Source organism: Streptomyces sp. NPDC054842, assembly GCF_053611025.1.
Genome location: NZ_JBSGZN010000044.1, coordinates 1 through 25,969 on the forward strand (window position 1 = coordinate 1; position 25,969 = coordinate 25,969).

At 74.3% G+C, this 25,969-nt stretch carries 26 protein-coding genes; 16 read left to right on the forward strand and 10 right to left on the reverse strand.

From position 1 onward, the window contains the following. Positions 1 to 551: 551 nt before the first annotated feature. Positions 552 to 1,961: a hypothetical protein gene (locus ACWGIS_RS28195; RefSeq protein WP_453365263.1), complete on the forward strand. Its 1,410-nt coding sequence runs from the start codon at positions 552 to 554 to the stop codon at positions 1,959 to 1,961. 7 nt (positions 1,962 to 1,968) lie between these two features. Here the strand turns inward: ACWGIS_RS28195 and ACWGIS_RS28200 are convergent, their stop codons facing one another. Beyond that, on the reverse strand, positions 1,969 to 2,382 hold the full coding sequence (locus tag ACWGIS_RS28200) for a VOC family protein (RefSeq protein WP_453365264.1): 414 nt from the start codon (positions 2,380 to 2,382) through the stop codon (positions 1,969 to 1,971). Positions 2,383 to 2,712: 330 nt separating this feature from the next. Then, positions 2,713 to 3,603 (reverse strand): KPN_02809 family neutral zinc metallopeptidase, encoded by an 891-nt coding sequence (gene ypfJ, locus ACWGIS_RS28205; RefSeq protein WP_453365265.1) that lies wholly within the window; start codon positions 3,601 to 3,603, stop codon positions 2,713 to 2,715. Between the two features lie 188 nt (positions 3,604 to 3,791). Between ypfJ and ACWGIS_RS28210 the strand changes: the two genes are divergently transcribed. The 4 genes from ACWGIS_RS28210 to ACWGIS_RS28225 all read left to right on the forward strand — a co-directional run bounded on the left by ACWGIS_RS28210 (position 3,792) and on the right by ACWGIS_RS28225 (position 7,820). Continuing rightward, positions 3,792 to 4,610 (forward strand): hypothetical protein, encoded by an 819-nt coding sequence (locus ACWGIS_RS28210; protein WP_453365266.1) that lies wholly within the window; start codon positions 3,792 to 3,794, stop codon positions 4,608 to 4,610. A gap of 91 nt (positions 4,611 to 4,701) precedes the next feature. Beyond that, the gene (locus ACWGIS_RS28215) at positions 4,702 to 6,300 is read left to right on the forward strand and encodes an ABC-F family ATP-binding cassette domain-containing protein (RefSeq protein ID WP_453365267.1); all 1,599 of its coding nucleotides are present in this window, start codon (positions 4,702 to 4,704) and stop codon (positions 6,298 to 6,300) included. A gap of 374 nt (positions 6,301 to 6,674) precedes the next feature. Further along, on the forward strand, positions 6,675 to 6,896 hold the full coding sequence (locus ACWGIS_RS28220; RefSeq protein WP_006123601.1) for a helix-turn-helix domain-containing protein: 222 nt from the start codon (positions 6,675 to 6,677) through the stop codon (positions 6,894 to 6,896). A 132-nt stretch (positions 6,897 to 7,028) separates the two neighbouring features. Further along, the gene (locus ACWGIS_RS28225) at positions 7,029 to 7,820 is read left to right on the forward strand and encodes an enoyl-CoA hydratase/isomerase family protein (protein ID WP_453365268.1); all 792 of its coding nucleotides are present in this window, start codon (positions 7,029 to 7,031) and stop codon (positions 7,818 to 7,820) included. 251 nt (positions 7,821 to 8,071) lie between these two features. Here ACWGIS_RS28225 and ACWGIS_RS28230 read toward each other — a convergent pair whose 3' ends face one another. After that, a complete protein-coding gene (locus ACWGIS_RS28230; protein ID WP_453365269.1) occupies positions 8,072 to 8,812 on the reverse strand; it encodes a nucleopolyhedrovirus P10 family protein in 741 nt (246 codons plus the stop codon). An 87-nt stretch (positions 8,813 to 8,899) separates the two neighbouring features. Between ACWGIS_RS28230 and ACWGIS_RS28235 the strand changes: the two genes are divergently transcribed. The 5 genes from ACWGIS_RS28235 to amaP are packed head-to-tail and all read left to right on the forward strand — an operon-like array spanning position 8,900 to position 11,277. After that, positions 8,900 to 9,394 carry an Asp23/Gls24 family envelope stress response protein gene (locus ACWGIS_RS28235; protein WP_453365270.1) on the forward strand — a complete coding sequence of 165 codons (495 nt, stop codon included), beginning with the start codon at positions 8,900 to 8,902 and terminating at the stop codon, positions 9,392 to 9,394. Positions 9,395 to 9,426: 32 nt separating this feature from the next. Further along, complete coding sequence (locus ACWGIS_RS28240; protein ID WP_453365271.1) at positions 9,427 to 9,612, forward strand: hypothetical protein; 186 nt, start codon at positions 9,427 to 9,429, stop codon at positions 9,610 to 9,612. Positions 9,613 to 9,657: 45 nt separating this feature from the next. Then, positions 9,658 to 9,999, forward strand: coding sequence for an Asp23/Gls24 family envelope stress response protein (locus tag ACWGIS_RS28245; protein WP_453365272.1), 342 nt, complete (start codon positions 9,658 to 9,660; stop codon positions 9,997 to 9,999). After that, complete coding sequence (locus tag ACWGIS_RS28250; RefSeq protein WP_453365273.1) at positions 9,996 to 10,688, forward strand: DUF6286 domain-containing protein; 693 nt, start codon at positions 9,996 to 9,998, stop codon at positions 10,686 to 10,688. Before ACWGIS_RS28245 ends, ACWGIS_RS28250 begins: the two co-directional genes overlap by 4 nt. 10 nt (positions 10,689 to 10,698) lie before the next feature. Continuing rightward, entirely contained in the window at positions 10,699 to 11,277 is a 579-nt protein-coding gene (gene amaP / locus ACWGIS_RS28255) for an alkaline shock response membrane anchor protein AmaP (RefSeq protein ID WP_453365274.1), read from the forward strand. A gap of 270 nt (positions 11,278 to 11,547) precedes the next feature. Here amaP and ACWGIS_RS28260 read toward each other — a convergent pair whose 3' ends face one another. The 6 genes from ACWGIS_RS28260 to ACWGIS_RS28285 form a co-directional block, all read right to left on the reverse strand. Further along, entirely contained in the window at positions 11,548 to 12,303 is a 756-nt protein-coding gene (locus ACWGIS_RS28260) for an SDR family oxidoreductase (RefSeq protein ID WP_453365275.1), read from the reverse strand. Between the two features lie 5 nt (positions 12,304 to 12,308). Then, positions 12,309 to 14,096 carry a glycoside hydrolase family 15 protein gene (locus ACWGIS_RS28265; protein WP_453365276.1) on the reverse strand — a complete coding sequence of 596 codons (1,788 nt, stop codon included), beginning with the start codon at positions 14,094 to 14,096 and terminating at the stop codon, positions 12,309 to 12,311. A 167-nt stretch (positions 14,097 to 14,263) separates the two neighbouring features. After that, on the reverse strand, positions 14,264 to 15,055 hold the full coding sequence (locus ACWGIS_RS28270) for an SURF1 family cytochrome oxidase biogenesis protein (RefSeq protein WP_453365277.1): 792 nt from the start codon (positions 15,053 to 15,055) through the stop codon (positions 14,264 to 14,266). 76 nt (positions 15,056 to 15,131) lie between these two features. Beyond that, positions 15,132 to 15,365, reverse strand: a complete 234-nt coding sequence (locus ACWGIS_RS28275) for a hypothetical protein (RefSeq protein WP_121403808.1) — start codon at positions 15,363 to 15,365, stop codon at positions 15,132 to 15,134. A gap of 96 nt (positions 15,366 to 15,461) precedes the next feature. Further along, positions 15,462 to 16,454, reverse strand: a complete 993-nt coding sequence (locus ACWGIS_RS28280) for a DEDDh family exonuclease (RefSeq protein WP_453365278.1) — start codon at positions 16,452 to 16,454, stop codon at positions 15,462 to 15,464. A gap of 205 nt (positions 16,455 to 16,659) precedes the next feature. Further along, entirely contained in the window at positions 16,660 to 17,280 is a 621-nt protein-coding gene (locus ACWGIS_RS28285; RefSeq protein ID WP_453365279.1) for a TetR/AcrR family transcriptional regulator, read from the reverse strand. 114 nt (positions 17,281 to 17,394) lie between these two features. Here ACWGIS_RS28285 and ACWGIS_RS28290 point away from each other — a divergent pair, with 114 nt between their 5' ends. The 6 genes from ACWGIS_RS28290 to ACWGIS_RS28315 all read left to right on the forward strand — a co-directional run bounded on the left by ACWGIS_RS28290 (position 17,395) and on the right by ACWGIS_RS28315 (position 23,937). Further along, entirely contained in the window at positions 17,395 to 18,192 is a 798-nt protein-coding gene (locus ACWGIS_RS28290) for an acetoacetate decarboxylase family protein (RefSeq protein WP_453365280.1), read from the forward strand. After that, positions 18,192 to 19,076 carry an SDR family NAD(P)-dependent oxidoreductase gene (locus ACWGIS_RS28295; protein ID WP_453365281.1) on the forward strand — a complete coding sequence of 295 codons (885 nt, stop codon included), beginning with the start codon at positions 18,192 to 18,194 and terminating at the stop codon, positions 19,074 to 19,076. Before ACWGIS_RS28290 ends, ACWGIS_RS28295 begins: the two co-directional genes overlap by 1 nt. A 28-nt stretch (positions 19,077 to 19,104) precedes the next feature. Then, the gene (locus ACWGIS_RS28300) at positions 19,105 to 20,445 is read left to right on the forward strand and encodes an amidohydrolase family protein (RefSeq protein WP_453365282.1); all 1,341 of its coding nucleotides are present in this window, start codon (positions 19,105 to 19,107) and stop codon (positions 20,443 to 20,445) included. After that, complete coding sequence (locus ACWGIS_RS28305) at positions 20,442 to 21,683, forward strand: amidohydrolase family protein (protein WP_453365283.1); 1,242 nt, start codon at positions 20,442 to 20,444, stop codon at positions 21,681 to 21,683. The genes ACWGIS_RS28300 and ACWGIS_RS28305 overlap by 4 nt, the downstream gene beginning before the upstream one ends. A 46-nt stretch (positions 21,684 to 21,729) precedes the next feature. Then, positions 21,730 to 22,440: a VIT1/CCC1 transporter family protein gene (locus ACWGIS_RS28310; RefSeq protein ID WP_453365284.1), complete on the forward strand. Its 711-nt coding sequence runs from the start codon at positions 21,730 to 21,732 to the stop codon at positions 22,438 to 22,440. A 453-nt stretch (positions 22,441 to 22,893) separates the two neighbouring features. Further along, on the forward strand, positions 22,894 to 23,937 hold the full coding sequence (locus ACWGIS_RS28315; protein WP_453365285.1) for a zinc-dependent alcohol dehydrogenase family protein: 1,044 nt from the start codon (positions 22,894 to 22,896) through the stop codon (positions 23,935 to 23,937). Between the two features lie 314 nt (positions 23,938 to 24,251). Here ACWGIS_RS28315 and ACWGIS_RS28320 read toward each other — a convergent pair whose 3' ends face one another. Beyond that, positions 24,252 to 25,628 carry a CoA transferase gene (locus tag ACWGIS_RS28320; RefSeq protein WP_453365286.1) on the reverse strand — a complete coding sequence of 459 codons (1,377 nt, stop codon included), beginning with the start codon at positions 25,626 to 25,628 and terminating at the stop codon, positions 24,252 to 24,254. Positions 25,629 to 25,969 lie beyond the last annotated feature (341 nt).

The following is a 25,969-nucleotide window of genomic DNA, read 5'->3' on the forward strand; positions in this document are numbered from 1 at the left end:
GGCTCGGGGCGCCAAGCGGTATGCCCCGGCATTCGCCCGCCTGGCGCCCCGCCCCCCCCCCCCGCTGGCTGACGCGCCCCGTTCCCGCCGCCGGGCGTTCCGGCAACCGCCCCGCCGGGCGTCGGGCACTCGCCGGCAAAAGCCCCCGGCCCTCGCTGATGGGAGCCGCCAAGCCGAGGCGCCTGCCGTACGGCGGGGCGCCTCACCCCCTCGCTCCGCGGGGTCCCCGCAATCGCCCCGCTGCGTGCCCGGCACTCGTCCACAGGCGCGGCCCGCTCCCCCCCCGCTGTCCGGAACGCCCCGCCCCCGCCGGCCGGGATGTCTGGTGCCCACCGGCGGACGCCCGCCGTCGCCCGCCGGGCGCCCCGGACCGACCGGCGGGTTTCGGCCACCTCGTCCCGCCGGGGCGCCGTGCCCTTCCGTTTCCGCCCCGCGACAGAGCCCGCCCGGACCTCTCGCGAACCCTCGGGGACCCCGCCCGGCGGCCTCCCCGAACGGCCCCCAGGGCATTCCGTTTGGGTTTTCGGACTGTCAACCGGAAGACTGCACCCGTGACGTCCCGTAACCCGCGCGACTCCAGGCTCCGACTCGTCCGCCCGCGGCCCCTGGCCGCCGCCCCCCGAGCGGTGGCCCAGAGCCGCTCCCGCCGCCCCGCACCCCGACCGCCCGAGGGCACGCCGGCGCCCGCGGAACTGGCCCGTATGGCGCGCGCCGGCCTGGCCGGCGCCGCCCGCGTCGCCCGCTGGGCCGACACCGCGCTGCGTCCCGGAGGCGACGGCGCGACCCCCGACGGCAAGGGCACCCTCTCCGAGGCCACCGCCGAACGGGCCGCGGCCGAACTGGGACTGACCCCCGCTCAGGTCCGCGCCGACTGGGACACCGCACGCCTGGCCGGCCTCGTCGAGGTGCACGGCAACAGCGCCCGGCCCGGCTGGCGCCTGCGCGCCTGGAACCGCGACGACAGCGCCGTACTGCGCGGCTGGGTCGCCCTCTTCGACGCCTGGTCGCTCGCGTATCCCGAGCCGACGGACCGGGAACCCGCCGCCGTCGCCGAAGTCGTCTCCGCGATGCCCCAGGTGCTCTCCTTCCTCCAGCTGTCCGCGGGCCCCGTCGACGTGGCGCAACTGCTGGACCTGCTCGAACAGCGCGTCACGGAACTGCGCACCGAGCGCTGCGAGATCCCGTACGGCCCCGGCCCCGAACCGGCGGCCCAACCCCAGTTCCCGGACGCCCCGGACACCCCGCTGGCCCCGCTCCTCGACTGGGCCCTGCACGCCCTCGCCTCCGTGGGAGCGCTCACCTGCGCCGACGGACAGGCCACGCTCACCCCGCTCGGCAGCTGGGCGGTCTGGGTCAAGCTGGAGCAGATCTGCGTCGCCGCGCAGAGCCCCGCGGGGAACATCGAGCAGTCGGCCGAGGACATGCTCCGCGGCTGTGCCCGGCTGCGGCCCAACGCGGCCCGTGCCGAGTACCGGGCCTGGCTCGCCGCCCGCCCCGTCGGCAGCGCCGTCACCGAGCTGCTCACCGCGGCCCGCGGTGAGGACGCCCTCCTGCGCGGTCTCGCCTTCGAGGCCCTGCGCGTGGTCGGCGCCCCCGCCGAACCGGACGTGCGCGCCGTCGCCGACGAGACCCCGCTGCGCCCCTACGCGCTGCTGTGGCTCGCCGAGCACGAGGGCCACGACCCGGAGGACGCGCACGAGGTGCTGACCCGCGAGGAGGCGACCTGGCTGTGGGTGGACACGGCGGCCGCCGTCGCCGACCACGGTGAAGCCCCGCTGCTGGTGCGGCACTTGGAGTCCGCCGTGCAGCCCACCGTGCCGGCGCTGCTCGACGAGGTCCGGGCGGTCGGGCACCCCCGCACCGTGCAGGTACTGGTCGCGCTCGCCGCCGCCCATCCGGACCCCGCGCTGGCCAAGGCCGTGCGCCGGGCCGCCTTCCAGGTGCACACCGGGGGGAGCTGACGGGGACTCAGGTCCCGGTGTCGGGCGTGTACGTCCCGAAGCTCCATATGTTGCCCTCCAGGTCCCGGGCCATGTAGTCCCGGGAGCCGTAGTCCTGGTCCGTCGGGGGCATCAGTATCTCCGCGCCGTGGTCCACGGCCTGCTGGTGGTGCGCGTCCACGTCGTCCACCACGACGTACACCCCCGCGGGCCCGGCGTCCTTCATGGCCGTGTCGAAGACGCCGCCGCGGCCCTTGGAGCCCAGCATCACCGCGCCCCTGCCCTGCGCCAGCTCGGCGTGCAGCACCGTGCCGTCCTCGCCCTCGTACACCGACAGTTCGGTGAAGCCGAAGGCGTCCGTGAGCTGTCTGATGGCCCCCTTCGCGTCCGCGTACAGCAGTGTCGGGTAGATGCTCGGGCGGCCGCCGTCCGTGCCTGCCATGCCGACCACGCCCTCTCGTCTCGGCGCCGAATGTGACCTGTCCCACAGTCTCGCACCCCCCACTGACAATGCCCCGGCGAGCGCACGGGACCGCGCCCCCGCCTCGGAGGGCCGGCGGGGGCGCTGAAGCAGGGCTCGTGGGTCGGCGGAGGCACCCGCTGCCGGAGGGTCGTCAGCCGGCGGAGGCGTCCGCTGCCGGAGGGTCGTCGGTGAAAGGCGCCCGCTGCGGGAGGGCGTCAGCGCGAGGCGCCCGCTGCGGAAGGAGCTTCCGCGAGGCACCCGCTGGACAAGAGGGGCCTCGGCGGAAGGCGCCCGTCGCGGGAGACGTCGTCACCGGAAGGTGTCGCACCGCGCCATGTCGCCGGTGCGGTAGCCCTGCCGGAACCACTCCTGGCGCTGCTCGGCCGAGCCGTGCGTCCACGACTCCGGGGACACCCGGCCCTGGAACCTCTCCTGGATCCGGTCGTCGCCGACGGCCGCCGCCGCGTCCAGACCGTCGCGGATGTCCGCGGCGGTCAGGCTGGTGATCAGCGGCCTGCCGGTCTTCTCGTCCTTCGCGGTGGTCGCGTGGTGCGCCCACACACCGGCGTAGCAGTCCGCCTGGAGTTCCACCCGCACCGCGTTGCTGTTCGCGCCGGTACGCCCGTCCTGCGACCTGTCCAGCGTCCCCGTCAGGTCCTGCACATGGTGTCCGTACTCGTGGGCGATCACGTACGCCTGCGCGAACGGCCCGCCGCTCGCCCCGAACCGCGTCCGCAGCTCCCCGAAGAAGTCCAGGTCCAGATAGACCTTGCGGTCACCCGGGCAGTAGAAGGGCCCGACGGCCGAGGTCGCGTTCCCGCACGCGGTATTGACCCGCTGGCTGAACAGGATCGTCGGCGACGACGTGTACCCGTCGCCGCGGCGCTCGAACTCCTGGCCCCAGTAGTCCTGCACGCTGTTGACCACGGCGACGACGCGGCAGTCGTCCCTGGTGTTCGCGTCCCGCCCGGTGTGGCAGTCCTGGCTGACCTCGTCCAGGGAGGAGGCGCTCGCCGAGGGTTCGTCGCCGTCCGACGAGAGGCCCAGCTGGTCCGGCCCCACGCCGAAGAACAGGCCGAGCAGCAGCGCGATCACACCGGCGACGCCACCTCCGACGGTCGCTCCGCCGCCGGGGATCCGGCTGCCGCGCCTGTCCTGCACCTCCGAGGTGTCCAGGCCGGCGTCGTCGTCGAACTGCATGAGCGCACCACCCTCTGCGTACGTCGTTACGTGGCCGCGTCCGTCCGCGGCCGCCCCTGGTCGCGGCGCCGCGGACCTCCGTCCGGGCGACACGTCCCGCCCGTACGCCGTGTCCCGGCGCCCCCGCACCCGCTCCCGCCTACGCTCTGCGCCTGATCCGTGGGCCGGGGCGATCGCAGGGGGCAAGGGTGGTCGTACCGCCGATCAAGGCGACCGAGCCGGACCCGGCCAGCCCTCGCGGAGGACCGCTCACCGTGTCCGGCCGGGCGACCGCCACGGCGCATCCCCGGTACCCCCGAACCGATCGGCGAATCTCCCGCCGTCTGCTGCCCGCCGCCGTCGCCCTCCTCGCGGCCGCCCTGCTCCTGGCGGCGGCCCACCGGGCCCGGCCGGCCCCCTACGGGGACCGCCTCACCCTCCACGCGCGCGTGGAGCACCCCACGCAGATCCGGCTGCGGACCGGCCCGGGCGGTGTGCTGGCCCGCGACGCGGAGACGGGCCGCGCGCGCTGGACGCACGCCCGTGACGGGCACCGCCCACTCGCCGTCCTCCACGCGCGTGTGCACGCCTTCGCCCTGTGGGACGACGGACTGGTCACCGACACCGAACCCGACGGCGGCGCGGTCCGCTGGCACCGCGCCCTGCCCGGGGCCGCCGGCTGGCTCGCCGCCCACGGGGGACGGGGCGTCCTGCGGACCCTCGACCCCGGGGCCCGCATGCTCGCCGTGCTCACCCCGCACCGGATCGCCGCCTACCGCACCGCCGACGGCGACCTGCGCTGGACCCTGCCCGCCCCGCCGGGCTGCTCCTTCGCCCCCGGGCGGGCCGTGCACCACCGCGGAACACTGCTGGTCGCGCAGCCCTGCGCCGCCGACGCAGCCTGGACCGCACAGATCGTCGCCGTCGACGGACTCGGCCGGATCACCCCCCACCGGACACCGCTGGGCAACGGGCGACGGGGCGTCGAACACGCGTACACCGGAAAAGTGGTTGCACGGTCCCGTTAGACTTGGCCCATGGCCATTCTCCTCGCGCATTAGACGGCGGGAACGTCATCAGCCGTCCAGTCCGTCAACGACCCTGCCCAGGAGTCTGTCCGTGATCTCCGCCTCCGGTATCGAGCTGCGCGCCGGCGCCCGTGTCCTCATCGAGTCCGCCACCTTCCGCGTCGCCAAGGGCGACCGCATCGGCCTGGTCGGCCGCAACGGCGCGGGCAAGACCACGCTCACCAAGGTCCTCGCGGGCCAGGGCATCCCCGCCGCGGGCACCGTCACCCGCTCCGGCGAGGTCGGCTACCTCCCGCAGGACCCGCGCACCGGCGACCTCGACGTGCTCGCCCGCGACCGCATCCTCTCCGCCCGCGGCCTGGACACCCTGATCCGCAAGATGCGGGAGAACGAGCAGCGCATCGCGAACGGCTCCGGCGCCACCCGCGAGAAGGCCATGCGGCAGTACGAGCGCCAGGAGACGGAGTTCCTCACCAAGGGCGGGTACTCCGCCGAGGCCGAGGCCGCCACCATCGCCGCCGCGCTCAACCTGCCCGACCGCGTGCTGGGCCAGCCCCTGCACACGCTCTCCGGCGGTCAGCGCCGCCGTGTCGAGCTGGCCCGCATCCTGTTCTCGGACGCGGACACGCTGCTGCTCGACGAGCCGACGAACCACCTCGACGCCGACTCCATCGTCTGGCTGCGCGACTACCTGAAGACCTACCGGGGTGGCTTCATCGTCATCTCCCACGACGTCGACCTGGTCGAGACGGTCGTGAACAAGGTCTTCTACCTGGACGCCAACCGCGCCCAGATCGACGTCTACAACATGGGCTGGAAGCTCTACCAGCAGCAGCGCGAGGCCGACGAGAAGCGCCGCAAGCGCGAGCGGCAGAACGCCGAGAAGAAGGCGTCCGCGCTGCACTCGCAGGCCGACAAGATGCGCGCCAAGGCGACCAAGACCGTCGCCGCGCAGAACATGGCCCGCCGCGCCGACAAGCTGCTCGCGGGCCTGGAGGCCGAGCGGAAGTCCGACAAGGTCGCCAAGCTGCGCTTCCCGGAGCCCGCGCCGTGCGGCAAGACCCCGCTGATGGCCGAGGGCCTGTCGAAGTCGTACGGATCGCTGGAGATCTTCACCGACGTCGATCTGGCGATCGACAAGGGCTCCCGCGTCGTGATCCTCGGGCTGAACGGCGCCGGCAAGACCACCCTCCTGCGGCTGCTCGGCGGCGCCGAGAAGCCCGACACCGGCCAGGTCATCGAGGGGCACGGCCTCAAGCTCGGCTACTACGCGCAGGAGCACGAGACCCTGGACCCGGAGCGCACGGTCCTGGAGAACATGCGCTCCGCCGCCCCCGACCTGGACCTGGTCGAGGTCCGCAAGACGCTCGGCTCGTTCCTGTTCTCCGGCGACGACGTCGACAAGCCGGCCGGGGTGCTGTCCGGCGGCGAGAAGACCCGTCTGGCGCTCGCCACCCTCGTCGTCTCCTCCGCGAACGTCCTGCTGCTCGACGAGCCGACGAACAACCTCGACCCGGCCAGCCGCGAGGAGATCCTCGGCGCGCTGCGCACCTACAAGGGCGCGGTCGTCCTCGTCACCCACGACGAGGGCGCGGTGGAGGCGCTGCAGCCGGAGCGGATCATCCTGCTGCCCGACGGCGTCGAGGACCTGTGGGGCTCCGACTACGCGGACCTGGTCGCCCTGGCGTGACCCCCCGGCGGGCCGCCGCGCGCGCCGGCCCGCCCTTGATCGAATGACTGATCCACTGCGTATGGATCATTCGGCCGATCCGTGATCCATCATCTGTGTGAGATCTCCTCATACCGAGGTGTGTCGTACATCGATTTCACGGTCGAGCCCCCGGCCCCCGGGGGCTCGGCCGTCTCGCGTCGCTGACCTGCTGCTTCGTCCACGAACCCGTTCGGCCTGCTGCGGGCCACTGTGCGGAAGCTTGAGTTCCGCTCGTGGGGACGGGCTCCTGTCGTCAAAACCGTGTCTTACGGACCTTGCCGAATGGGTGGCCATGAAGCGCGGAAGGGGTGATCATGAGAAGTCCAGAGCGCACTTCCCATGAGGAGGCACGGGTGGCCGAGACTCTGAAGAAGGGCAGCCGGGTTACCGGCGCCGCGCGCGACAAGCTCGCGGCAGACCTGAAGAAGAAGTACGACTCCGGTGCGAGCATCCGGGCGCTGGCCGAAGAAACCGGTCGCTCGTATGGCTTCGTGCACCGGATGCTCAGCGAGTCGGGCGTCACGCTCCGTGGACGTGGCGGTGCGACCCGGGGCAAGAAGGCCGCTTCGGCCTGAGGCCGGGCGTCCCCATCGGCTTCGGTGGTGGCCACCCGGTCGGTCAGTCGATCGACCGGGTGGTTACTGTGCAGTCACTTGAGGGTGCCGTCGTACGGCATCCTCCGTGACCGCACTCATCGGAGGCTTCCCATGGCTTCGCTCGACCCGGTACTCGACAAGGACGGCGTACGGCTCACCGTCGACGAGGCAGTCGCCACGGTGACGCTGACCAATCCGGCCAAGCGCAACGCCCAGAGTCCTGCTCTGTGGCGGGCGTTGACGCAAGCCGGGCGGTCGCTGCCGGGCACCGTCCGGGTCGTCGTGCTGCGCGCCGAGGGCAAGTCCTTCTCCGCGGGGCTGGACCGGCAGGCGTTCACGCCCGAGGGCTTCGACGGCGAGCCGTCGTTCATCGACCTCGCGCGTGGCTCCGACGCCGATCTCGACGCGACCATCGCCGAGTACCAGGAGGCGTTCACCTGGTGGCGGCGCAGCGACATCGTCTCCGTCGCCGCCGTCCAGGGGCACGCCATCGGGGCGGGTTTCCAGCTCGCGCTCGCCTGTGACCTGCGCGTCGTCGCCGACGACGTGCAGTTCGCCATGCGCGAGACCGGCCTCGGCCTCGTGCCCGACCTCACCGGTACGCACCCGCTGGTGCACCTCGTGGGGTACGCCCGCGCGCTCGAGATCTGCGCGACCGGACGCTTCGTCTTCGCCGAGGAGGCCGAGCGCACCGGCCTCGCCAACCTCTCCGTCCCGGCCGAGCAGCTCGACGCCGCCGTCCGGGACCTGATCGCCCCGCTGCTGGCGGCGCCGCGCGACGCCGTCGTCGAGACGAAGGCGCTGTTGCGGGGGGCGCAGGACCGGTCCTACGAGGACCAGCGCACCGCCGAGCGCGCCGCCCAGGCCCGCCGCCTGCGTGACCTCGCCGGCGTCGGCGACTGACCCACCCGAGCAACCACGGCCCGCCCACTCCGCCCGTGCCGGGACTGAGTGACCTTCCCTCCCGTGCCGGGGACTGAGCCGTGGCTTCCCCGAGGTCGTCGGCATCCGCAGGTCTCTCGCCGGGGAGGGACATGCGGCGCCTCGGGGGCTGTCCGCCTGTCGCGCGCCGGGGGGCGGACCGGCCGTATCCCGGCGGGGCTGTCGCGCCCCCGCGCCGGGGCGGAGTGGTCGGGCCCTCGTCGCCGTAGGACTCAGTCCGTCGCTGTGACCAGGACCGCCACCGACGGGTGGTCCGGCAGGGCGGCCGTCACCGCGGCGCGGACGGCGCGTGCGGTGTCGACCGCCCGCGCGTCCGCCGTGACCGCGATCTCGACGCGGACGTGGCGGCGCGGGAGAGCGGCGCCCCCGTCCGCGGTGTCACCCGTCCGGTCCTCGATGTGCACCGGACGGCCCAGTACGTCCGTCAGACGGGCCACGCCCGGAACGGCCAGCGCGGCCGCGCCCGCGCCGGACTCCTCACCGTCCGCCGGGACGGCCGCGGCCCGCCGCTCATCGGCGGTCACTGCGGGCGCCTCCCCGTCCTCCAGCAGCCCGGTCACCCGCAGGTCCACCTCGGCGACCCGCAGCCCGAGCCGCTCCGTCGCCGCCGCGAGCAGCGCCACCCGCAGCCGGGCCGCGGTGGTCGGCAGGGGCTCCGCCGCCGGTGCCGTCGGGTCCGCCGAGGCCAGGAACTCCGCGTCCACGCGCAGGGGACCCGGCGGCAGGGCACTGGGCGGCGCCGGCACCGCGGCCTCGTACACCTGGTCGGGATCGGCGAGCGCGATCCTGAGTTTCCCGAGGCGGACACCGCCCACGGGGGCAGCCGCCCGCCGCAGCACCGTGTCGGCCGCGGCCTCAGTGATCCACGCCCCGTCGCGCGCGCTGCCCAGCGGCAGCAGCCTGCCGAGTCTCAGCTGATTCCGTACCGCCTGCGTCCATCGGTCCGCCGTCATTCCTCCAGCCTGCCGCATCCCCGGCGCGAGACGGCGCAACCCCGCTTACTGTGGGTGAAGAAGGACGAACGAAAGGGACAAACGGCGATGACCGAGATGACGGAGCGGAACAGGCCGGACAACCCCCAGGGCGAGTCCGTCGGAAGCGCGCAGACGCGCAAGGAGAACGTGACCAGGCGTGGTGGCGGGGACCCGGGCGGCCGGGGCCGGACCACCATCGCCGACGGTGTGGTGGAGAAGATCGCCGGTCTCGCGGCCCGCGACGTGCTCGGCGTGCACGCCATGGGCAGCGGGATGAGCCGGACCCTCGGTGCCATGCGCGACCGGGTTCCCGGCGGCGGCCAGAAGTCCGTCACGCGCGGGGTCAAGGCCGAGGTCGGTGAGGTGCAGACCGCGCTCGACCTGGAGATCGTGGTCGAGTACGGCGTGTCGATCGCGGACGTCGCCCGCGACGTGCGGGAGAACGTGGTCGCGGCCGTCGAGCGCATGACCGGGCTCGAGGTCGTCGAGGTCAACATCGCCGTCAGCGACGTGAAGCTGCCGGACGAGGAGGACGAGGAGCCGGAGTCCCGGCTGCAGTGAACGCCGGACACCCGGACTGTTGAGGAGCACGCATGAGTGTGGCCGTGATCGGCATGTTCGCCGGTATGGCACTGGCCTTCGCCGGGTATTTCGGCGGCTTCGGGGCCTTCCTGCTGGTGGCGGCCCTCGGGGCCGTCGGCTTCGTGGTCGGGAAATTCGTGGAGGGCGACCTGGACCTGAACGATTTCATCCGCAGCCGCGACGACCGGCGGCGGTGACGCGTGCCGTCCCACCTCAGCCGGCCCGGTGAGACCCGAAAGCCCGTGAAGGCCGTCGCGGCGGCCGAGCGGGGTGCCACCAGGATCGCCGACCGGGTCGTCGCGAAGATCGCCTCGCAGGCGGCCCGGGAGGCGCTGGACACGCTGCCCGCCGACGCCGGGCGCCCGCACGCCTCGGTCGCCGTTCACCACGGCACCGCCCGCGTCCGGATCAGCCTCGAACTCGACTACCCCTCCGACATCGGCGGCCAGTGCCGGGAGGTGCGTCGGCACGTCGCCCAGCGGGTACACGCACTGGCGGGATTCGAGGTGCCGGAAGTGGCCGTCCACGTCGAGCGGCTGCATCCGGCACAGGCGTACGCAGCGGCACAGGGGAGGACGCAGTGAGTGAGCCCCGGGACCACGACGACCCGTCCGGAAGCACCCGGCGGCTGCCCGTCCTGGAGAAGGACCCCGTGGAGGGGACGGACGGCGGACCCGGCCGCGATACGGCCGACCGCGACCCCGAGCCCACCCCGGACGACGAGGGCGGGCACGCCGGCCGCTTCTGGTCCGCGCGCCGGGTACCCGCCGGGATCCTCGCGCTGCTCGTCCTCGCGGGCACCGGTCTTCTCCTCTACGACATCGTGGCCGTACGCGCCGACCGCCCCGGCATGCAGTGGCGCCGGTGGCTGGCCCGTCAGCTCGACGAACGCCCGCTGGACGACACCTGGGTGCTGGTGGCCGCCGGGGTCGCCGCGGCCCTCGGCCTGTGGCTGCTGCTCCTCGCCCTGACCCCGGGGCTGCGGGCTGTGCTGCCGATGCGGCGCGCCCACACCGACGTCCGGGCCGGACTGCACCGGGACGCGGCCGCCATGGTGCTGCGGGACCGGGCCATGGACGTCTCCGGGGTGCGCTCGGCCAAGGTGCGGGTCAAGCGCCGCAAGGTCGACGTCCGCGCGGTCTCCCACTTCCGTGAACTCGACGACGTACGCGCCGACTTGGACGACACGCTGACCGACGGCATCCGGGGGCTCGGGCTCGCCCGGCGGCCCTCGCTGTCGGTGCGGGTCGGCCGTCCCGGCCGGAAGGGATAGGTGAGGTCCGGTGCTGAGGTCCGTCAACCGTGTGCTGCTGGGGATCGCCGGGCTGGTGCTCGTCGTCCTCGGGGGCTCCGTGCTCGCCATCGGGCTGGGATTCGACCCGCCTTCCTGGTGGATCCACGACGGGCGGCACGACGTGCTGCTCAGCGACGCCGACCGGACCCGGTGGCGGGACGAGGGCTGGTGGTGGCCGGCCGTCATCGCCGCCCTCGCCGTCCTCCTGCTGCTGGCCCTGTGGTGGCTCGCGGCGGTGCTGCGGCGGCGCAGGCTCTCCGAGGTGCTCGTCGACACCGGCGACGGCGAGGGCGCGCTGCTGCGCGGACGCGCGGTGGAAGGCGTCCTGGCCGGTGAGGCCGGGGAACTCGACGGCGTCGAGCGGGCCCACGTACGGCTGACCGGGCGCCGCACCGGGCCCCGGACGCGGATGCGGCTCGTCCTGCAACCGCACGCCGACCCCGGGGACACGCTGCACCTGCTGGCCACTCGGGCCCTCGCGCACGCCCGTGACTCGGCGGGCCTGGCCGCGCTGCCCTCGGAGGTACGGCTCCGCGCCGCCAAGCACCGGGCCGAACGCGTCAACTGACCGCACGGCCGGTGGCGCACCGCGATCCGCCCGGGAACGGCTCCGGCACCCCCGGGCGGGAACGGCTCCGGCACCCGGGGGAACGGCTCCGGCAGCCGGGCGGGAGGCCCCGACCGAGGGGACGGCCGAGCCGTCACCGTGTGCCCTCCGGCCGGCCCGGCACCGGCGGAACGCCTGGACCGTCGGGGACCCGGCACGGGCGGCATCCCTGAACCGGCGGGACCCCGGCAAGGCCGCCCCGGCACCGAAGGACCCCGGGACCCGTGCCGACTAGAAGCCGTGCCGCATGCCGCCGTCGACCGGGAGCATGATGCCCGTCAGGTAGGACGCCGCGGGGGAGAGCAGGAAGGCCGCCGCACGGCCGAACTCCTCCGGCCTGCCGTAGCGGCGTAGCGGGATACGGGACTCGTTGGCGGCGCGGGTGGCCTCCGGGTCGGCGGACAGGGCGTCGAGCTCGCGGACGCGGTCCGTGTCGATACGGGCCGGCAGCAGGCCGACGACGCGGACGCCGCGCGGGCCCAGCTCGTCCGAGAGGGACTTGGCGAAGCCCGCGAGGCCCGGCCGCAGTCCGTTGGAGATGGTCAGTCCCGGGATCGGCTCGTGCACCGAGCCGGACAGCACGAACCCGATGACACCGCCCTCGCCGAGCTCCGCCGCGGCGGCGCGGGCCAGCCGCACCGCGCCCAGGAAGACGGACTCGAACGCCGCCGTCCACTGCTCGTCCGTGTTGTCGGCGACGAAGCCGGGCGCCGGGCCGCCGACGCTGACGAGCACGCCGTCGAAGCCGCCGAAGTGGGCCCGGGCCGCCTCGATCAGCCTCGCCGGGGTCTCCGGGTCGGCGTTGTCGGCGGCCACCCCGACGGCGTTCGGGCCGAGCGCAGCCGCGGCCTCGGCGGCCTTCCGCTCCTCGCGCCCCGTGATGATCACCTTCGCGCCGTCGGCGACCAGCTCACGCGCGGCTGCCGCGCCCAGACCACGGGTGGCTCCCGTGACGACGTACACACGGTCCTTCAGTCCAAGATCCATGGCTCCTATCCTGCCCTCTCGCCCGCGTACAGGGCGAGGGCGGTGTTCACCAGACCGATGTGGCTGAACGCCTGGGGGAAGTTGCCCAGCTGGCGGCCCGCGACGGGGTCGTACTCCTCGGAGAGCAGGCCGACGTCGTTGGCCAGTCCCACCAGCCGTTCGAACAGCCGCCGCGCCTCGTCCGCGCGGCCGATCAGGTGCAGGGCGTCCGCGAGCCAGAAGGAGCAGACGAGGAACGTGCCCTCGTCGCCCGGCAGTCCGTCGACGAGCGTCGCGTCGGTCGTGTAGCGGCGCACCAGACCGCTGTGCCCGAGCTCCCCGGCGACCGCCTCGACGGTCCCGGCCACCCGGGGGTCATCCGGCGGCAGGAACCCGAACCGGGGGATGAGCAGCGTCGAGGCGTCCAGCTCCCGGGACCCGTAGGACTGCGTGAACGTGTTGCGCACGGGGTCGTAGCCCCGCTCGCAGACCTCGCGGTGCACCTCGTCGCGCATCGCACGCCAGCCCGCCAGGTCGCCGCTGAGCTTCGGGTCCTCCTCCAGGGCGCGGACCGCCCGGTCGGCCGCCACCCACGCCATCACCTTGGAGTGCACGAAGTGCCGGCGCGGTCCGCGCACCTCCCAGAGCCCCTCGTCCGGCTGCCGCCACGCCGTGCGCAGGAAGTCCATCAGGGCGACCTGCACCCGCCACATGTGCGGCTTCATGGGCAGGCCCGCGCGCCGGGCGACGTAGAGCGAGTCGATGACCTCGCCGTACACGTCCAGCTGGAGCTGGCTCACGGCGTCGTTGCCGATCCGGACCGGCGAGGAGTCCGCGAAGCCGGGCAGCCACGGCACCTCGTACTCGGTCAGCCGGCGCTCACCGGAGAGGCCGTACATGATCTGCAGGTCCGCCGGGTCGCCAGCGACCGCCCGCAGCAGCCAGTCGCGCCAGGCCCGGGCCTCGTCGAGGTAGCCGGCGGACAGCAGTGCGCCGAGGGTGAGGGTCGAGTCGCGCAGCCAGCAGTAGCGGTAGTCCCAGTTGCGGACGCCGCCCGGTTCCTCGGGCAGCGAGGTGGTCGGCGCGGCCACGATGCCGCCGGTCGGCGCGTAGGTGAGCGCCTTCAGAGTGATCAGGGAGCGCACGACGATGTCCCGGTGCGGGCCCTGGTAGCGGCAGCGTTTCGCCCACTGCTGCCAGTCGTCCAGGCTGCACCGCAGCGCCTCGTAGGGGTCCACGAGCGGGGGGCGCGGCTGGTGCGAGGGGTGCCACGTCAGCACGAAGGCGACCTTCTCGCCCGCGGCGACGGTGAACTCCGAGTGCGTGCGGAAGTTCTTGCCCCAGGTGCGCACGGGCGGATCGCTGCGCAGCCACACGGCGTCCGGACCCGCGACGGCCACCCGGTGGCCGTCCTCGCGGCGCATCCAGGGCACGACCGCCCCGTAGTCGAAGCGCAGTATGAGGGTGCTGCGCATGGTCACCCGCCCGCTGAGCCCCTCGACGACGCGTACGACGTCGGGGGCGCGCTCGCGCTGCGGCATCAGGTCGGTGACGCGGACCGTGCCCTGCGCCGTCTCCCACTCGGTGTCGAGGACGAGCGAGTCGGGCCGGTAGGCGCGCCGGGTGCAGGGGCCCGTCGCCCCTTCCGGAGCCATGCGCCACCGGCCGTGGTTCTCGTCGCCCAGCAGTGCCGCGAAGCAGGCCGGCGAGTCGAACCGGGGAAGGCAGAGCCAGTCGATGGAACCGTCGCGTCCCACCAGAGCGGCCGTCTGTTCGTCCCCGATGAGGGCGTAGTCCTCGATGCGTCGTTGCACGCAGGACGGGTTCCCGACGGCGACGGCCGCCAATCGGGCCGCCGGAGTGGCACGCGGGCTCCGGAGGGCGCTGGGGACCCGCCGGACCGAGCGGCGGAAGGGGCACCCGGCCGGTGTCCGCGGGCGGGGCGCGCCGTCCGGATCAGGCCGGCCCGGACCGTACGACGTCAGACGGCCGCCGGTGCCGCCTCCGGGGCGGACTCCTTCGCGGCGGCCTCGGCCCGGTCACGGCGTTCGCGGCGGACCAGGACGAACCAGCCGACGGGGACGCCCGCGGCGAACAGCCACCACTGGACGGCGTACGCCATGTGCGGGCCGATGTCGCTGTGCTTCGGGTCGGGGATCAGCTCGGGGGAGCCGCCCCGGGGCGCGGGCGAGGTCTGCTCGACGTAGCCGCCGAGGACCTGCTTGCCGAGCCGCTGGGCCTGCTGCGCGCTGCTGATCAGCATGATCTGGCGGTCCGGGAGGCCCTGGACGTTCTTGATGCCGCTGCCGGCGGTCGTCTGGTCGGCCATCAGACGGCCGGTGACGGTGATCTCGCCCTTCGCGGGCGCGGGCACCTCGGGGAAGTCGGTCTGCACGCCGTTCGCCGGGATCCAGCCCCGGTTCACCAGCAGGACCCGCCCGTCGTCCAGGACGAACGGCGTCAGCACGTGGAAGCCGACCTCGCCGTCCGAGTTGGTGCGGCGGCGGACCACGACCTCGTGCGCGGTGTCGAAGGTGCCCTTCGCGGTCACCCGGCGGTACAGGTCGTCGTGTTCCACGGTCCGGCCGGGAGCGGTGAGCGACTCGGCGGGCACCGGCTCGGCCGCAAGGGACGCGGCGATCACCGAGTTCAGGGCCACCTTGTGCTCGTGCCGGTGCAGCTGCCAGAAGCCCAGCTCGATCATGGTGGGGATGAGCGCGAGCGTCAGGAGGGTGAGGATCACCCACTGCCGGGACAACAGGAAGCGGTACACCCCACGACGGTACCCCGCACGTCTCGGCCTCCGCCGGGAGGGTCCCGGCGGGGGCCGACGGCGGGCCCGGCCGGGCTCAGACCTTGTCGATGATCCCCGCCCTCCCCTCCGCGCGGGCGCAGTGGGCGCCGCAGTACCAGTGCCCCTCGACCTCGACGCCCTGGCCGATGATCTGGACGCGACAGTGCTCGCAGATGGGGGCCATCCGGTGGATCGCGCAGGAGAAGCAGTCGAAGACGTGCACCGCGCCCTGCGCGTGCACCTCGAACGTCATGCCGTAGTCGTTGCCACAGACTTCACATCTCGCCATGCGCCACAGGGTGGAGCGCCGACGCGGCGCGGGCGAGCGGGCGGCGGGCGAGTCGCCCGGCAATCACCCGTCTGACGTCCGGCCGCGGGCGCGCCCTCACGCCCCGGAGGCCGGCTCCACGTCCTGGAGGAGCTGTCCGAAGGCGGCCTCGTCGACCACCGGCGTCCCGTACTGCCGGGCCTTGACGACCTTCGACGTACCCGAGTCCGGGTCGTTCGTGACGAGCAGGCTGGTGAGCCGGGACAGGCTCGTCGCGATGTGCAGCCCGGCCTCGACGGCGCGGTCCTCCAGCAGCTCGCGGTCGGTCGAGGTGTCCCCGGAGAAGGCGACCCGCATGCCCTGCTTGAGCCTTTTGCCCGCTTCGTACCGGCCCGGGTTGGGGTACGGGCACGAGGGGCGCTTGCGGGACGGGCGCCAACTGCCCGCCCCGTATCCCCCGGAGGAGTACCCGCCGGAGGACTGCCGGCCGATCCGCGGCGCGGCCGACCACTCGGTGAGCGGCCGGCACTCCAGCAGGGGCAGCCGGATGCCGCCCCGCGCGGCGGCCCGCAGGCTCGGCCGGAACGCCTCGGCCAGTACGCGCGCGTCGTCCAGGGCGTGGTGCGCCCGCTGCTGCACGACGCCGAAGTGCGCGGCCAGCGACTCCAGCTTGTGGTTGGGCAGTGGCAGCCCCAGCTCCTTGGAGAGGGCGATGGTGCACAGCCGCTGACGCACCGGCGCCTCGCGCTCGGCGCGCGCGTACTCCCGGGCGATCATCGACCAGTCGAAGACGGCGTTGTGCGCGACGAGCACGCGGTCCGCGAGGCGGGACGCGAACTCCTCGGCGATGTCGGGGAAGAGGGGCGCCCCCTCCAGCATCTCGCTCGTCAGGCCGTGGATCCACACCGGGCCCGGATCGCGCTCCGGGTTGACCGTCGTGTACCAGTGGTCCTCGACCTCGCCGCGCGCGTCCAGCCGGTAGACGGCGGCCGAGATGATCCGGTCGTCCCGGGCCAGGCCGGTGGTCTCCACGTCAACGACCGCGTATCCCTGCGGATACGCGGCCGGCCAGGCGGCGGGGGACGCTGCGGTCGCGAGGTCTTCGAGCATGGTTCACGAGGATACGGGGCGGCGCCGACAGTGGCGGTCCGGGTCGGCCGTCCGTCCGGCGCCCGGGCGCGCGGCGGCGCACGCCGGTGGCGGACTCCCTCGATGCCATAAGCGGGCGGCCTCCTGACGAACTATCAGTGCATATGCGATGAAAACGGGCGCCTCTGATCCTCGTGCCCACGCCGTCGCGACGGGCCGCCCCCGGTCAGCCGGTCGTCAGGAGGCCGTCGACCAGGGCGCGCAGGGAGAGGCCGAAGAGCCGGTCGGGGTCGGCCGGGCGGGCCAGGGCCCGGGCCAGCGCCGGATCGTCCCCGGCCGCGCCGGTGTCCCACTGTTCCGGCTCACCGGGGTGTTGCAGGGGCGCGCGTTCACGGGCGCGCTCCACCAGGACGTGCCCCACGACGTGGAAGGTGACGGCGCGGACCACCGCCGCGGCCCGCGCCCCTCGCAGCCCCGCCGCGTGCACCTCGCGCACGAGGGCCTGCTGCGCGGGCAGGAACATCCGCTCGGTCAGGCCGCGTTCGTGCACCATCGCCACCAGGTGCGGATGGTCGAGCAGGTACCGGCGCAGGGCGAGCCCCACCGACACGACGCGCCGGGCGGGGGTGCGGCCGGCCGCCCGGATCTCGCCGAGGCCGGCGGCGGTCCGCTCGACGAGCGCGTCGAGCAGGGACTCACGGTTGCCGACGTGCCAGTAGATCGAGGTGACGGCCGTCCCCAGCTCGGCGGCCAGGCCCCGCATCGTGAGCGCTGCCGGACCGTGCTCCTTGACGAGCCGGGCGGCGGTGTCCAGGACCGCGTCGCGGGTGAGTGCCGGTCTTCCCATGCCGCTCCCAAGTACGTGTCGTGCACGGGTGTTTACCCTTCGCGAGGACTGCTGTAACTGTGTTACAGGCTCACTGACGGACCATCACCAGCCCTCGCTGAGAGGCGGTACGACATGGCACGAGTGCGGTACGGGGCGCGGACCGAGGCGGAGCTCGCGTCCGCGCGCACCGCGGGGTCCGCGCTTCCCGACATCTGGTCCACCGGGGTGGTGGCCGTCTGGGAGAGCGATCCCGACGCGGTCGCGGCGGTGCTGCCGCCTCCCCTGAAACCCTCCGGAAGGCCGCTGGTTCGGGTGAACATCAGCCGCGTCGACCTGACCGGGTACCCGCTGGGCGCGGGCTCGTTCGCCGTCGCGGCCCGGCACGACGACGTCGAGGGCTGGTATCCGCTCGTCATGCCGATGACCCACGAGCGGGCCCTGACCGGCGGCCGCGAGGTCTTCGGCGAACCCAAGAAGCTCGGCGAGGTGACCGTCGAGCGCGACGGTCTCCTGGTCCGCGCCTCCCTGGCCCGGCACGGCATCGCGTTCGTCGAGGTGCGCGGCGCCGTCAGCGGCGACCTTCCGCTGCCCGCCCCGGCACGGCGGACCGACTTCTACTTCAAGTTCCTGCCCGCCGTGGACGGTTCGGGGTTCGAGGACGACCCGGTCCTGGTGCACTGCCTGCGCGAGGAGAAGGTGCGCCGGCTTCAGCGCGTCACCGGCGACGTCGTCCTGCGCGAGTCGATGTACGACCCGGTCGCCGACCTGCCCGTGCGCGAACTGCTGGAGATCACGCTCGGCGAGAAGACCACCGCCCAGCGGGGCCGGGCCGTGGAACGCGTGAGCGCCCGGGCCCTGCTGCCCTACATCCACCAGCGGTACGACGATCTGCGGCAGGTCCTGGACGCCCCGCCCGCCGGAGGCGCCTGATGGACCTGCGCGAGGGACAGGTCGCCGTCGTCACGGGCGCGGCGAGCGGCATCGGACTGGCGATGGCCCGCCGCTTCGCCGCCGAGGGCCTCAAGGTGGTGCTCGCGGACGTCGAGGAGGGCGCCCTGGAGCAGGCGGCCGCGGGCCTGCGGCGCGACGGTGCCGACGTGCACGCCTGCGTGGTGGACGTCGCCGAGCGCGGACAGGTCGGGGCGCTGGCGGATTCGGCGTACGAGCGGTACGGCGCGGTGCACGTCCTGTGCAACAACGCGGGCGTCGGCTCGGGCGCCGAGGGCCGCATGTGGGAGCACGACCCGGCCGACTGGGAGTGGGCCTTCGCCGTCAACGTCTGGGGGGTCTTCCACGGCGTCCAGGCGTTCCTGCCGCGGATGCTCGCCGCGGGGGAGCCGGGCCACGTGGTCAACACCTCGTCCGGCGACGGCGGCATCGCCCCGCTGCCCACCGCCTCCGTGTACGCCGTCACCAAGGCCGCCGTCGTGACCATGACCGAGTCCCTGTACGCCCACCTCAGGGCGGAACGCGCGCGCGTGAGCGCCTCCGTGCTCTTCCCGGGGCCCCACATGCTGCGCACCGGCCTGTGGGAGTCGCACCGCAACCGCCCCGGCCGGTACGCGAAGCGCCGCCCCCGCCGCACCCCGTACCGCAGCCTCGGCCAGTGGGAGGCCGCGATGAGGGAGGCGGGCCGCGAGGTGCGGTTCACACCCGTGGAGGAGGTGGCCGGACTCGTGGTCGCGGGCATCCGCGCGGACCGCTTCTGGATGCTGCCGCCGAGCGAGCACAGCGACCGGCAGATCCGGGCCAGGTCGCGGTCGATGCTCGGCCGGACCAACCCGTCCTACCTGGAGGACTTCGTCCTCGACTGACGCGACCGACCCGACCGAGGGGTGTGCGATGACCGAATCCGACCGAGTGGCGCGGGCCGGCGGCGAGTTGCGGACGGGGGCGGCGCACGACGGCCGGGACCCCTATCTGATCGTCTCCTCCGACTGCCACGCCGGGCTGCCGACCGAGGAGTACCGGCCCTACCTGGACGCCCGCTTCCACCGGGAGTTCGACGAGTTCCTCGCCGGGCGCGAGCGGCGGCGCGCGGAGATGACCCGCCTGGGCATCCGCAACGAGGCGTTCGCGGACCGGTGGTTCCGGGACAACGAGGAGGGCCTGCGCGGCGGTTGGGACCCCGCCCAGCGGCTGAAGGAACTCGACGGCGACGGGGTGGCGGCCGAGGTCGTGTTCCCCGACGCCGACGCGGTGGACAGCGGCACGGCCGCGCCCTTCGGTGTCGGCCTCGGCCTCTCCGGGGACCAGGACCCCGACCTGGGCATGGCCGGCGCGCAGGCGCACAACCGCTGGCTCGCGGAGTTCGTCGGGGAGAACCCCGAACGGCACTGCGGAGTCGCCCTGCTGCCCGTCACCGGCGAGGTCTCACGCGTGGTCGCCGAGGTGCACCGCGCCAGGGAGTCGGGCCTCCGCGCCCTGATGATCCCCGCCATGTGGGTCGACAAGGCGCCCTATTACGACCGCCGTTACGACCCGGTGTGGGCCGCCGCCGCGGAGTGCGGGATGCCCGTGCTCACCCACTCGGGGGCCGCGCCGCGCCACGAGTACGGGGACCACCTGGGGATCTACGTCTCCGAGGTCACCTGGTGGCCCGCCCGCCCCCTGTGGTTCCTGCTGTGGTCCGGTGTCTTCGAGCGCCACCCCGGCCTGCGGTTCGGCGTGGCGGAGTCGGGGTGCTGGTGGCTGCCCAACCTCCTGTGGTTCATGGACCGCCTCTACCTCGGCGCGCACGGCGGCAAGAAGCTCTCGCCGTTCGCGGAACTGAAGCGGCCCCCGCACGAGTACCTGGACCGCCAGATCTTCGTGTGCGCCACCAACACCAAACGCCGCGAGCTGGCCCAGCGTTACGAGATCGGCGTCGACAACATCCTCTGGGGCAGCGACTTCCCGCATCCCGAGGGCACCTGGCCCGACACGCGCGCGTGGCTGACGCGCACCTTCCACGACATCCCGGTCGCGGAGACGCGCCGCATGCTCGGCCTGGCCGCCGCGGAGGTCTTCGGCTTCGACACCGGCCGGCTGGCCCCGCTCGCCCGGCGCATCGGGCCGACCCCGGACGACCTCGGCCAGAGCGAGGACCAGGCGGCCGTGGAGGCGTCCTGGGCGCGCTCGCGCGAGGTGGGCCGCCACTGGCTCACCGGCCACGACTTCCCGGTGCTGGGGGCCACGCCATGACGGACCGCTACACCGTGATCTCCGCGGACTGCCACGCCGGCGCCGACCTCCTCGACTACCGGCCCTACCTGGAGTCCCGATACCACGACGACTTCGACGCCTGGGCGAAGACGTACGTCAACCCGTACGCGGACCTGCTCGCCGACACCGCCGACCGGAACTGGAACTCCGGGCGGCGGCTGGCCGAACTGGCGGCGGACGGGATCGTCGCCGAGGTCGTCTTCCCGAACACCATCCCGCCGTTCTTCCCGTCGGCGTCGCTGATGGCGCCCGCGCCGACCGCCGAGGAGTTCGAGCGGCGCTGGGCGGGGCTGCGCGCCCACAACCGCTGGCTGGCGGACTTCTGCGCGGCGGCGCCCGGACGGCGGGCCGGCGTCTTCCAGATCCTCCTGAACGACGTGGACGCGGCGGTGGCGGAGATCCGCCGGTCCGTCGCGGCGGGCCTGCGGGGCGGGCTGCTGCTCCCCGGCACACCCCCGGGCTCGGGCCTGCCGGAGCTGTACTCGTCGGCGTACGACCCGATCTGGGCCGTCTGCGACGAGCTGGCAGTGCCGGTCAACCACCACGCGGGCTCCGCGTCCCCGCCGCTGGGCGACGAACCGGCGGCGCGGGCGGTGTTCATGGTGGAGACGACCTGGTTCTCCCACCGGGCGCTGTGGCACCTGGTGTTCGGCGGTGCCTTCCGCCGTCACCCGGGCCTCAGGCTGGTGCTCACCGAACAGGGCTCCGGCTGGATCCCGGGCGTGCTCGACATGCTGGACTACTACCACGGGCGACTGGTGGCTGCCGCCGCGAAGTCCTCCACCGCGCAGCCCTCCACCGCGGAGTCCAAGTTCGGCGCCGGCCTCGCGGACGCGATGGGCGAGGGGCCCTCCGAGGTGTGGCGCCGGCACTGCTTCGTCGGCGCCAGCTTCATGCGGCCCCACGAGGTGCCGCTGCGGGACCGCATCGGCCTCGACCGGATCATGTGGGGCAGCGACTACCCGCACGACGAGGGCACCCACCCGTACTCGCGCGAGGGCCTGCGGGCCGCGTACGCCGGACTCCCGCGGGAGGAGGTCGCGGCCATGGTGGGCGGCAACGCGGCCCGCGTGTACGGCTTCGACCTGGACCTGCTCGACCCCCTCGCCGCCGAGGTGGGCCCGACGGTGGAGGAGCTGTCCCGCCCGCTGACCGAGCCGCCGCCGGACGCGACGAGTCCGGTGTTCGCCAAGGGCGGTTCGGTGCGCGTGTGGTGACGGGTCGGTACGCGCCCGGCGTCACCCGGGATGCGATCCTCCCGGTGTGACGGAACCTGTGCACGACGAGGCCCACGGCGGCGCGCTCGGCGCCCGGCTCAACTGGCTGCGCGCCGCGGTCCTCGGCGCCAACGACGGCATCGTCTCCACGGCGGGCCTGGTCGTCGGCGTGGCCGGCGCGACCGGCGAGCGCTCGGCGCTGCTGACGGCGGGCCTCGCGGGACTGCTCGCCGGTTCCCTGTCCATGGCGGCCGGCGAGTACGTGTCCGTGTCCACGCAGCTCGACTCGGAGAAGGCCGCGCTGGCGCAGGAGCGGCGCGAGCTGCGGGAGCAGCCGGAGGCCGAACTGGATGAGCTGACCGAGCTGCTGGAGGCACGCGGGCTGTCGCGCACGGTCGCCCGCGAGGCCGCCGGGCAGCTCACGGAACGGGACGCGCTGCGGGCCCACGCGCGCGTGGAGCTCGGCATCGACCCCGACGCCCTCACCAACCCCTGGCACGCGGCCTGGGCGAGCTTCCTCGCGTTCACCGCGGGCGCCCTGCTGCCCCTGCTCGCGATCGTGCTCCCGCCCGAAGGGCTGCGGCTGCCGGTCACCGTGGCCGGCGTGCTCGCCGCCCTCACCGTCACGGGCTGGGCGAGCGCGCGCCTGGGCGCCGCCGGCCCACGCCGGGCGATCCTCCGCAACGTGGGCGGCGGCGCCCTGGCGATGGCGATCACCTACGGAGCGGGGGCGCTGCTGGGGGCGGCGGGGGTGTGAGGGGGGCGGGGGTGTGAGAGGGCGGGCCTGTCAGGAGTGGGGGAGAGGCCGGGGCGCCCTGCTGGGAGCGGGCCGGCGGAGGACGGGGCGCGCTGCTGGGTGCGGGCCGGCGGAGGACGGGGCGCGCTGCTGGGTGCGGGATGTGAGGGGCGGGGACCGGTGGCCGCCCGGGAGTGCCGGGCCCGGTGGCCGCCGGGGAGTGTCGTCGCCTGACCCGTCCGCTCCGTTGACGGGGTACCCACGGGGCCGTGATCGACGGGGACCAACAAGGAGACCGACCGCCGCCAAGACTCCGCCGCGAAGACGCCGGTCCGGCCCACCGTGGCGGCCCCCGGCTGCTCCTCCCCGCTGGGCACCCTCGGCGAGCGTCCGGCGCGCGCCCCGGCGTACGGTGAGGTGCGCTCGACCACCCCCTGAGCGCACCACAGCCGATCAGCCGAGAAGGACCCTCGCATGCGCGCCACCACGATCCACGCCCCCTACGACATGCGCGTCGAGGACGTTCCCGACCCCGTGGCGCAATTGCCCACCGATGCGGTCGTCCGGGTGCTGCGGTCCTGCATCTGCGGCAGCGACCTGTGGGCGTACCGCGGCGAGGCGGCACGCAAGCCGGGGCAGCGGATCGGGCACGAGTTCCTCGGCGTCGTCGAGGAGACCGGCTCCGAGGTGACCGGCGTACGGAACGGTGACCTCGTCGTCGCCCCCTTCATGTGGTCCGACGGCGTCTGCGACCACTGCCGCGAGGGACTCACCACCTCATGCGAGCACGGCGGCTTCTGGGGCTCGGTCGGCTACGACGGCGGCCAGGGCGAGGCCGTCCGCGTGCCCTTCGCCGACGGCACCCTCGTCCGGCTGCCCAAGGAGGCGGCCTCCGACGAGCGGCTGCTCTCCGCGCTGCTCACCCTCTCCGACGTCATGGGCACCGGCCACCACGCCGCCCTCGGCGCGGGAGTGCGCCCCGGCGCGACCGTGGCCGTCGTCGGGGACGGGGCCGTCGGGCTGTGCGCCGTGCTCGCCGCCCGGCGGCTGGGCGCCGAGAGGATCATCGCGCTCGGACGCCACGAGGGGCGCACGGACATCGCGCGCCGCTTCGGAGCCACCGACGTCGTCGCCGAGCGCGGGGAGGCCGCCGTGGCGGCCGTGCGGGAGCTGACCCGGGGACAGGGCGCGCACTGCGTCGTCGAGGCGGTGGGCACCGAGCAGTCCATGAGCACCGCCGTGAACATCACCCGGGACGGCGGCGCCGTCGGCTTCGTCGGCGTGCCGCACGGCAGCGGCACCGGTCTCGACCTGAGCGTCATGTTCGACCGCAACATCGCCCTGCGCGGCGGCGTCGCCCCCGTGCGCGCGTACATCCCGGAACTGCTGCCGGACGTCCTCGACGGGACCATCGACCCCTCGCCCGTCTTCGACCGGACCATCGGTCTGAAGGACGTGCCGGAGGGTTACCGCGCGATGGACGAGCGGACCGCGCTCAAGGTCATGATCGCCAACTGAGCGCGAGCGGCCCGGCGCCGGCGGGGGTCGCCACCGGCCATCAGCCACCCCGCATCGGCCGCGGTCGCTGAGGCCGTGACCGCAGCCCCCGCACGCGCGCGCGTGCGGAGCCGTACGCGTCCCGCGTGGGCATGCGGGAGCCGGTAGCGTCCCGCACCTGCGTGCGGGAGCCGTACGCGTCACTCACGCACGCACGCGCGTGAGTAACGCGAGCCGTGCACGCACGCCCACGAACGCACGCACGCCCACGAACGCACGCGCGTGCACGTGGCGCGCGTCCCGGGCAGCCCGCGCGAACTCCCGGCGCCGACGGCTCACGTCCAGCGCGCCGGATCGGCGCCCCAGGGCCCGGGTGGACGCGTCCAGTCGCGCGGCCCGCCGTCGAAGACGACCGGGGACCGGGCGTACCGCAGCCGCCCCAAGGGCCCGTCGGTCAGGCCGAGCCACGGCTCCGGCCCCTCGTGGACGGCGTCCGCGGGGCCGCCCTCCGGTCGCGCGGCGCCGGTCAGCCAGTGCGCCGTGCGGGCCAGCGACAGCCGCAGCAACCGGGTTCCGCCCCGGCGCGACTGCTCGGTCAGCGCCCGCAGCACGGCCGCCGCCAGCAGATGGCCCGTGCCGTGGTCGAGGGCCTGCGCGGGCAGGGCGCCGGGCCGCCCCTCCGTCCCCTCGGTCACCGCGATCCCGGTGGCGGCCTGCACCACGCTGTCGAAGCCCCGCCGCCCGGCCCACGGCCCGTCCTCCCCCCACGCGGACAGCCGCGCGACCACCAGACCGGGCCGCCGCTCGGCCAGAGCCCGCGCCCCGAGCCCGAACCGGTCCAGTGCGCCGGGCCGGTAGCCGGTGACGACCACGTCCGCGCGGGCGAGCAGTTCCTCGAAGGCGGCTTGGCCGGACGCGAGGTCGAGGACGGCGGAACGCTTCCCGAAGCCGGTGTCCGCGTGCTGGCCGGACAGTTCGGGCAGGGACGGCGCGTCCAGGCGCAGTACGTCGGCGCCGAGGAGGGCGAGCGTGCGGGTGGCCACCGGACCGGCGATGACCCGGGTCAGGTCCAGAACGCGTATGCCCGCCGCCGGCAGCAGCGGACCGCCGCCCTGCGCCGCGAAGGTCCGCGCCGGTCCCTCGTCCAGCCGCTCCAAGGCGACCAGCGGCATGCCCGCGACGGCGGCACCTTGCGCGTGGGCGGCCCACTCCGCCGTCGTACGCAGCGCGACCGCGAGCCCGCCGGCCGCGGACACGGACTCCTCGACCCCGGCCGCCGGGCGCAGTGCCAGGGCCGCGCCGACCGCCTCCGCGTCCGCCTCGGGCGGCAGTCCCAGCGCGGCCGTCAGACTTGCCCGGTGGTGGGGGTAGTTCGCGTGCGTGCGCACCCATCCGTCGGCGGTCCGCCAGAAGCGCGACAGCGGTGCGAAGCCCACCGGCGCCCGCCCGTCGACCCGCAGGTGCCGTTCGCTGGTGAACGCCGTCGCGACCGCCCCGTCGTCGAGGCGCACCATGGGCACCGCCCGTCCGGTGCGGACGGCGGCCAGCTCTGCGGCCGCCAGGGCGCAGGCGCCGGCACAGCCCCGCGCCATCTCCCGTACGGGCAGCCGGGCGTCCAGGGCGCCGTCCCGTACGACGGCCGAGACACGGGAGAGCAGCGCGGGGTCGCCGTCCAGCGCGTCCCAGGCGAAAGCGACAGAGGAATGCGTCATGACCGGCACTGTGCCGGGTGTACTGGATCAACATGTCGGCCGGGGTCCGGACAGGATGTGCGCGGATCAACATGTCGGCCTGGGTCCGGGCAGGATGTGCGCGGATCAACATGTCGGCCTGGGTCCGGGCAGGATGTGCGCGGATCAACATGTCGGCCTGGGTCCCGAGAGGATGTGCCCGGATCAACATGCGGGCCCGGGTCCGGATTCGGCGTGTGTGCCCGGCGCGCGCGTACGGAACGGGGGCGTGGCGCCGGGGAGGTGTGCGCCGGGGAACGGCACGGGGGCCGGACGGCGTGCTGCCGTCCGGCCCCCGCGTGGCTGTGCGCCGGTGACTACCT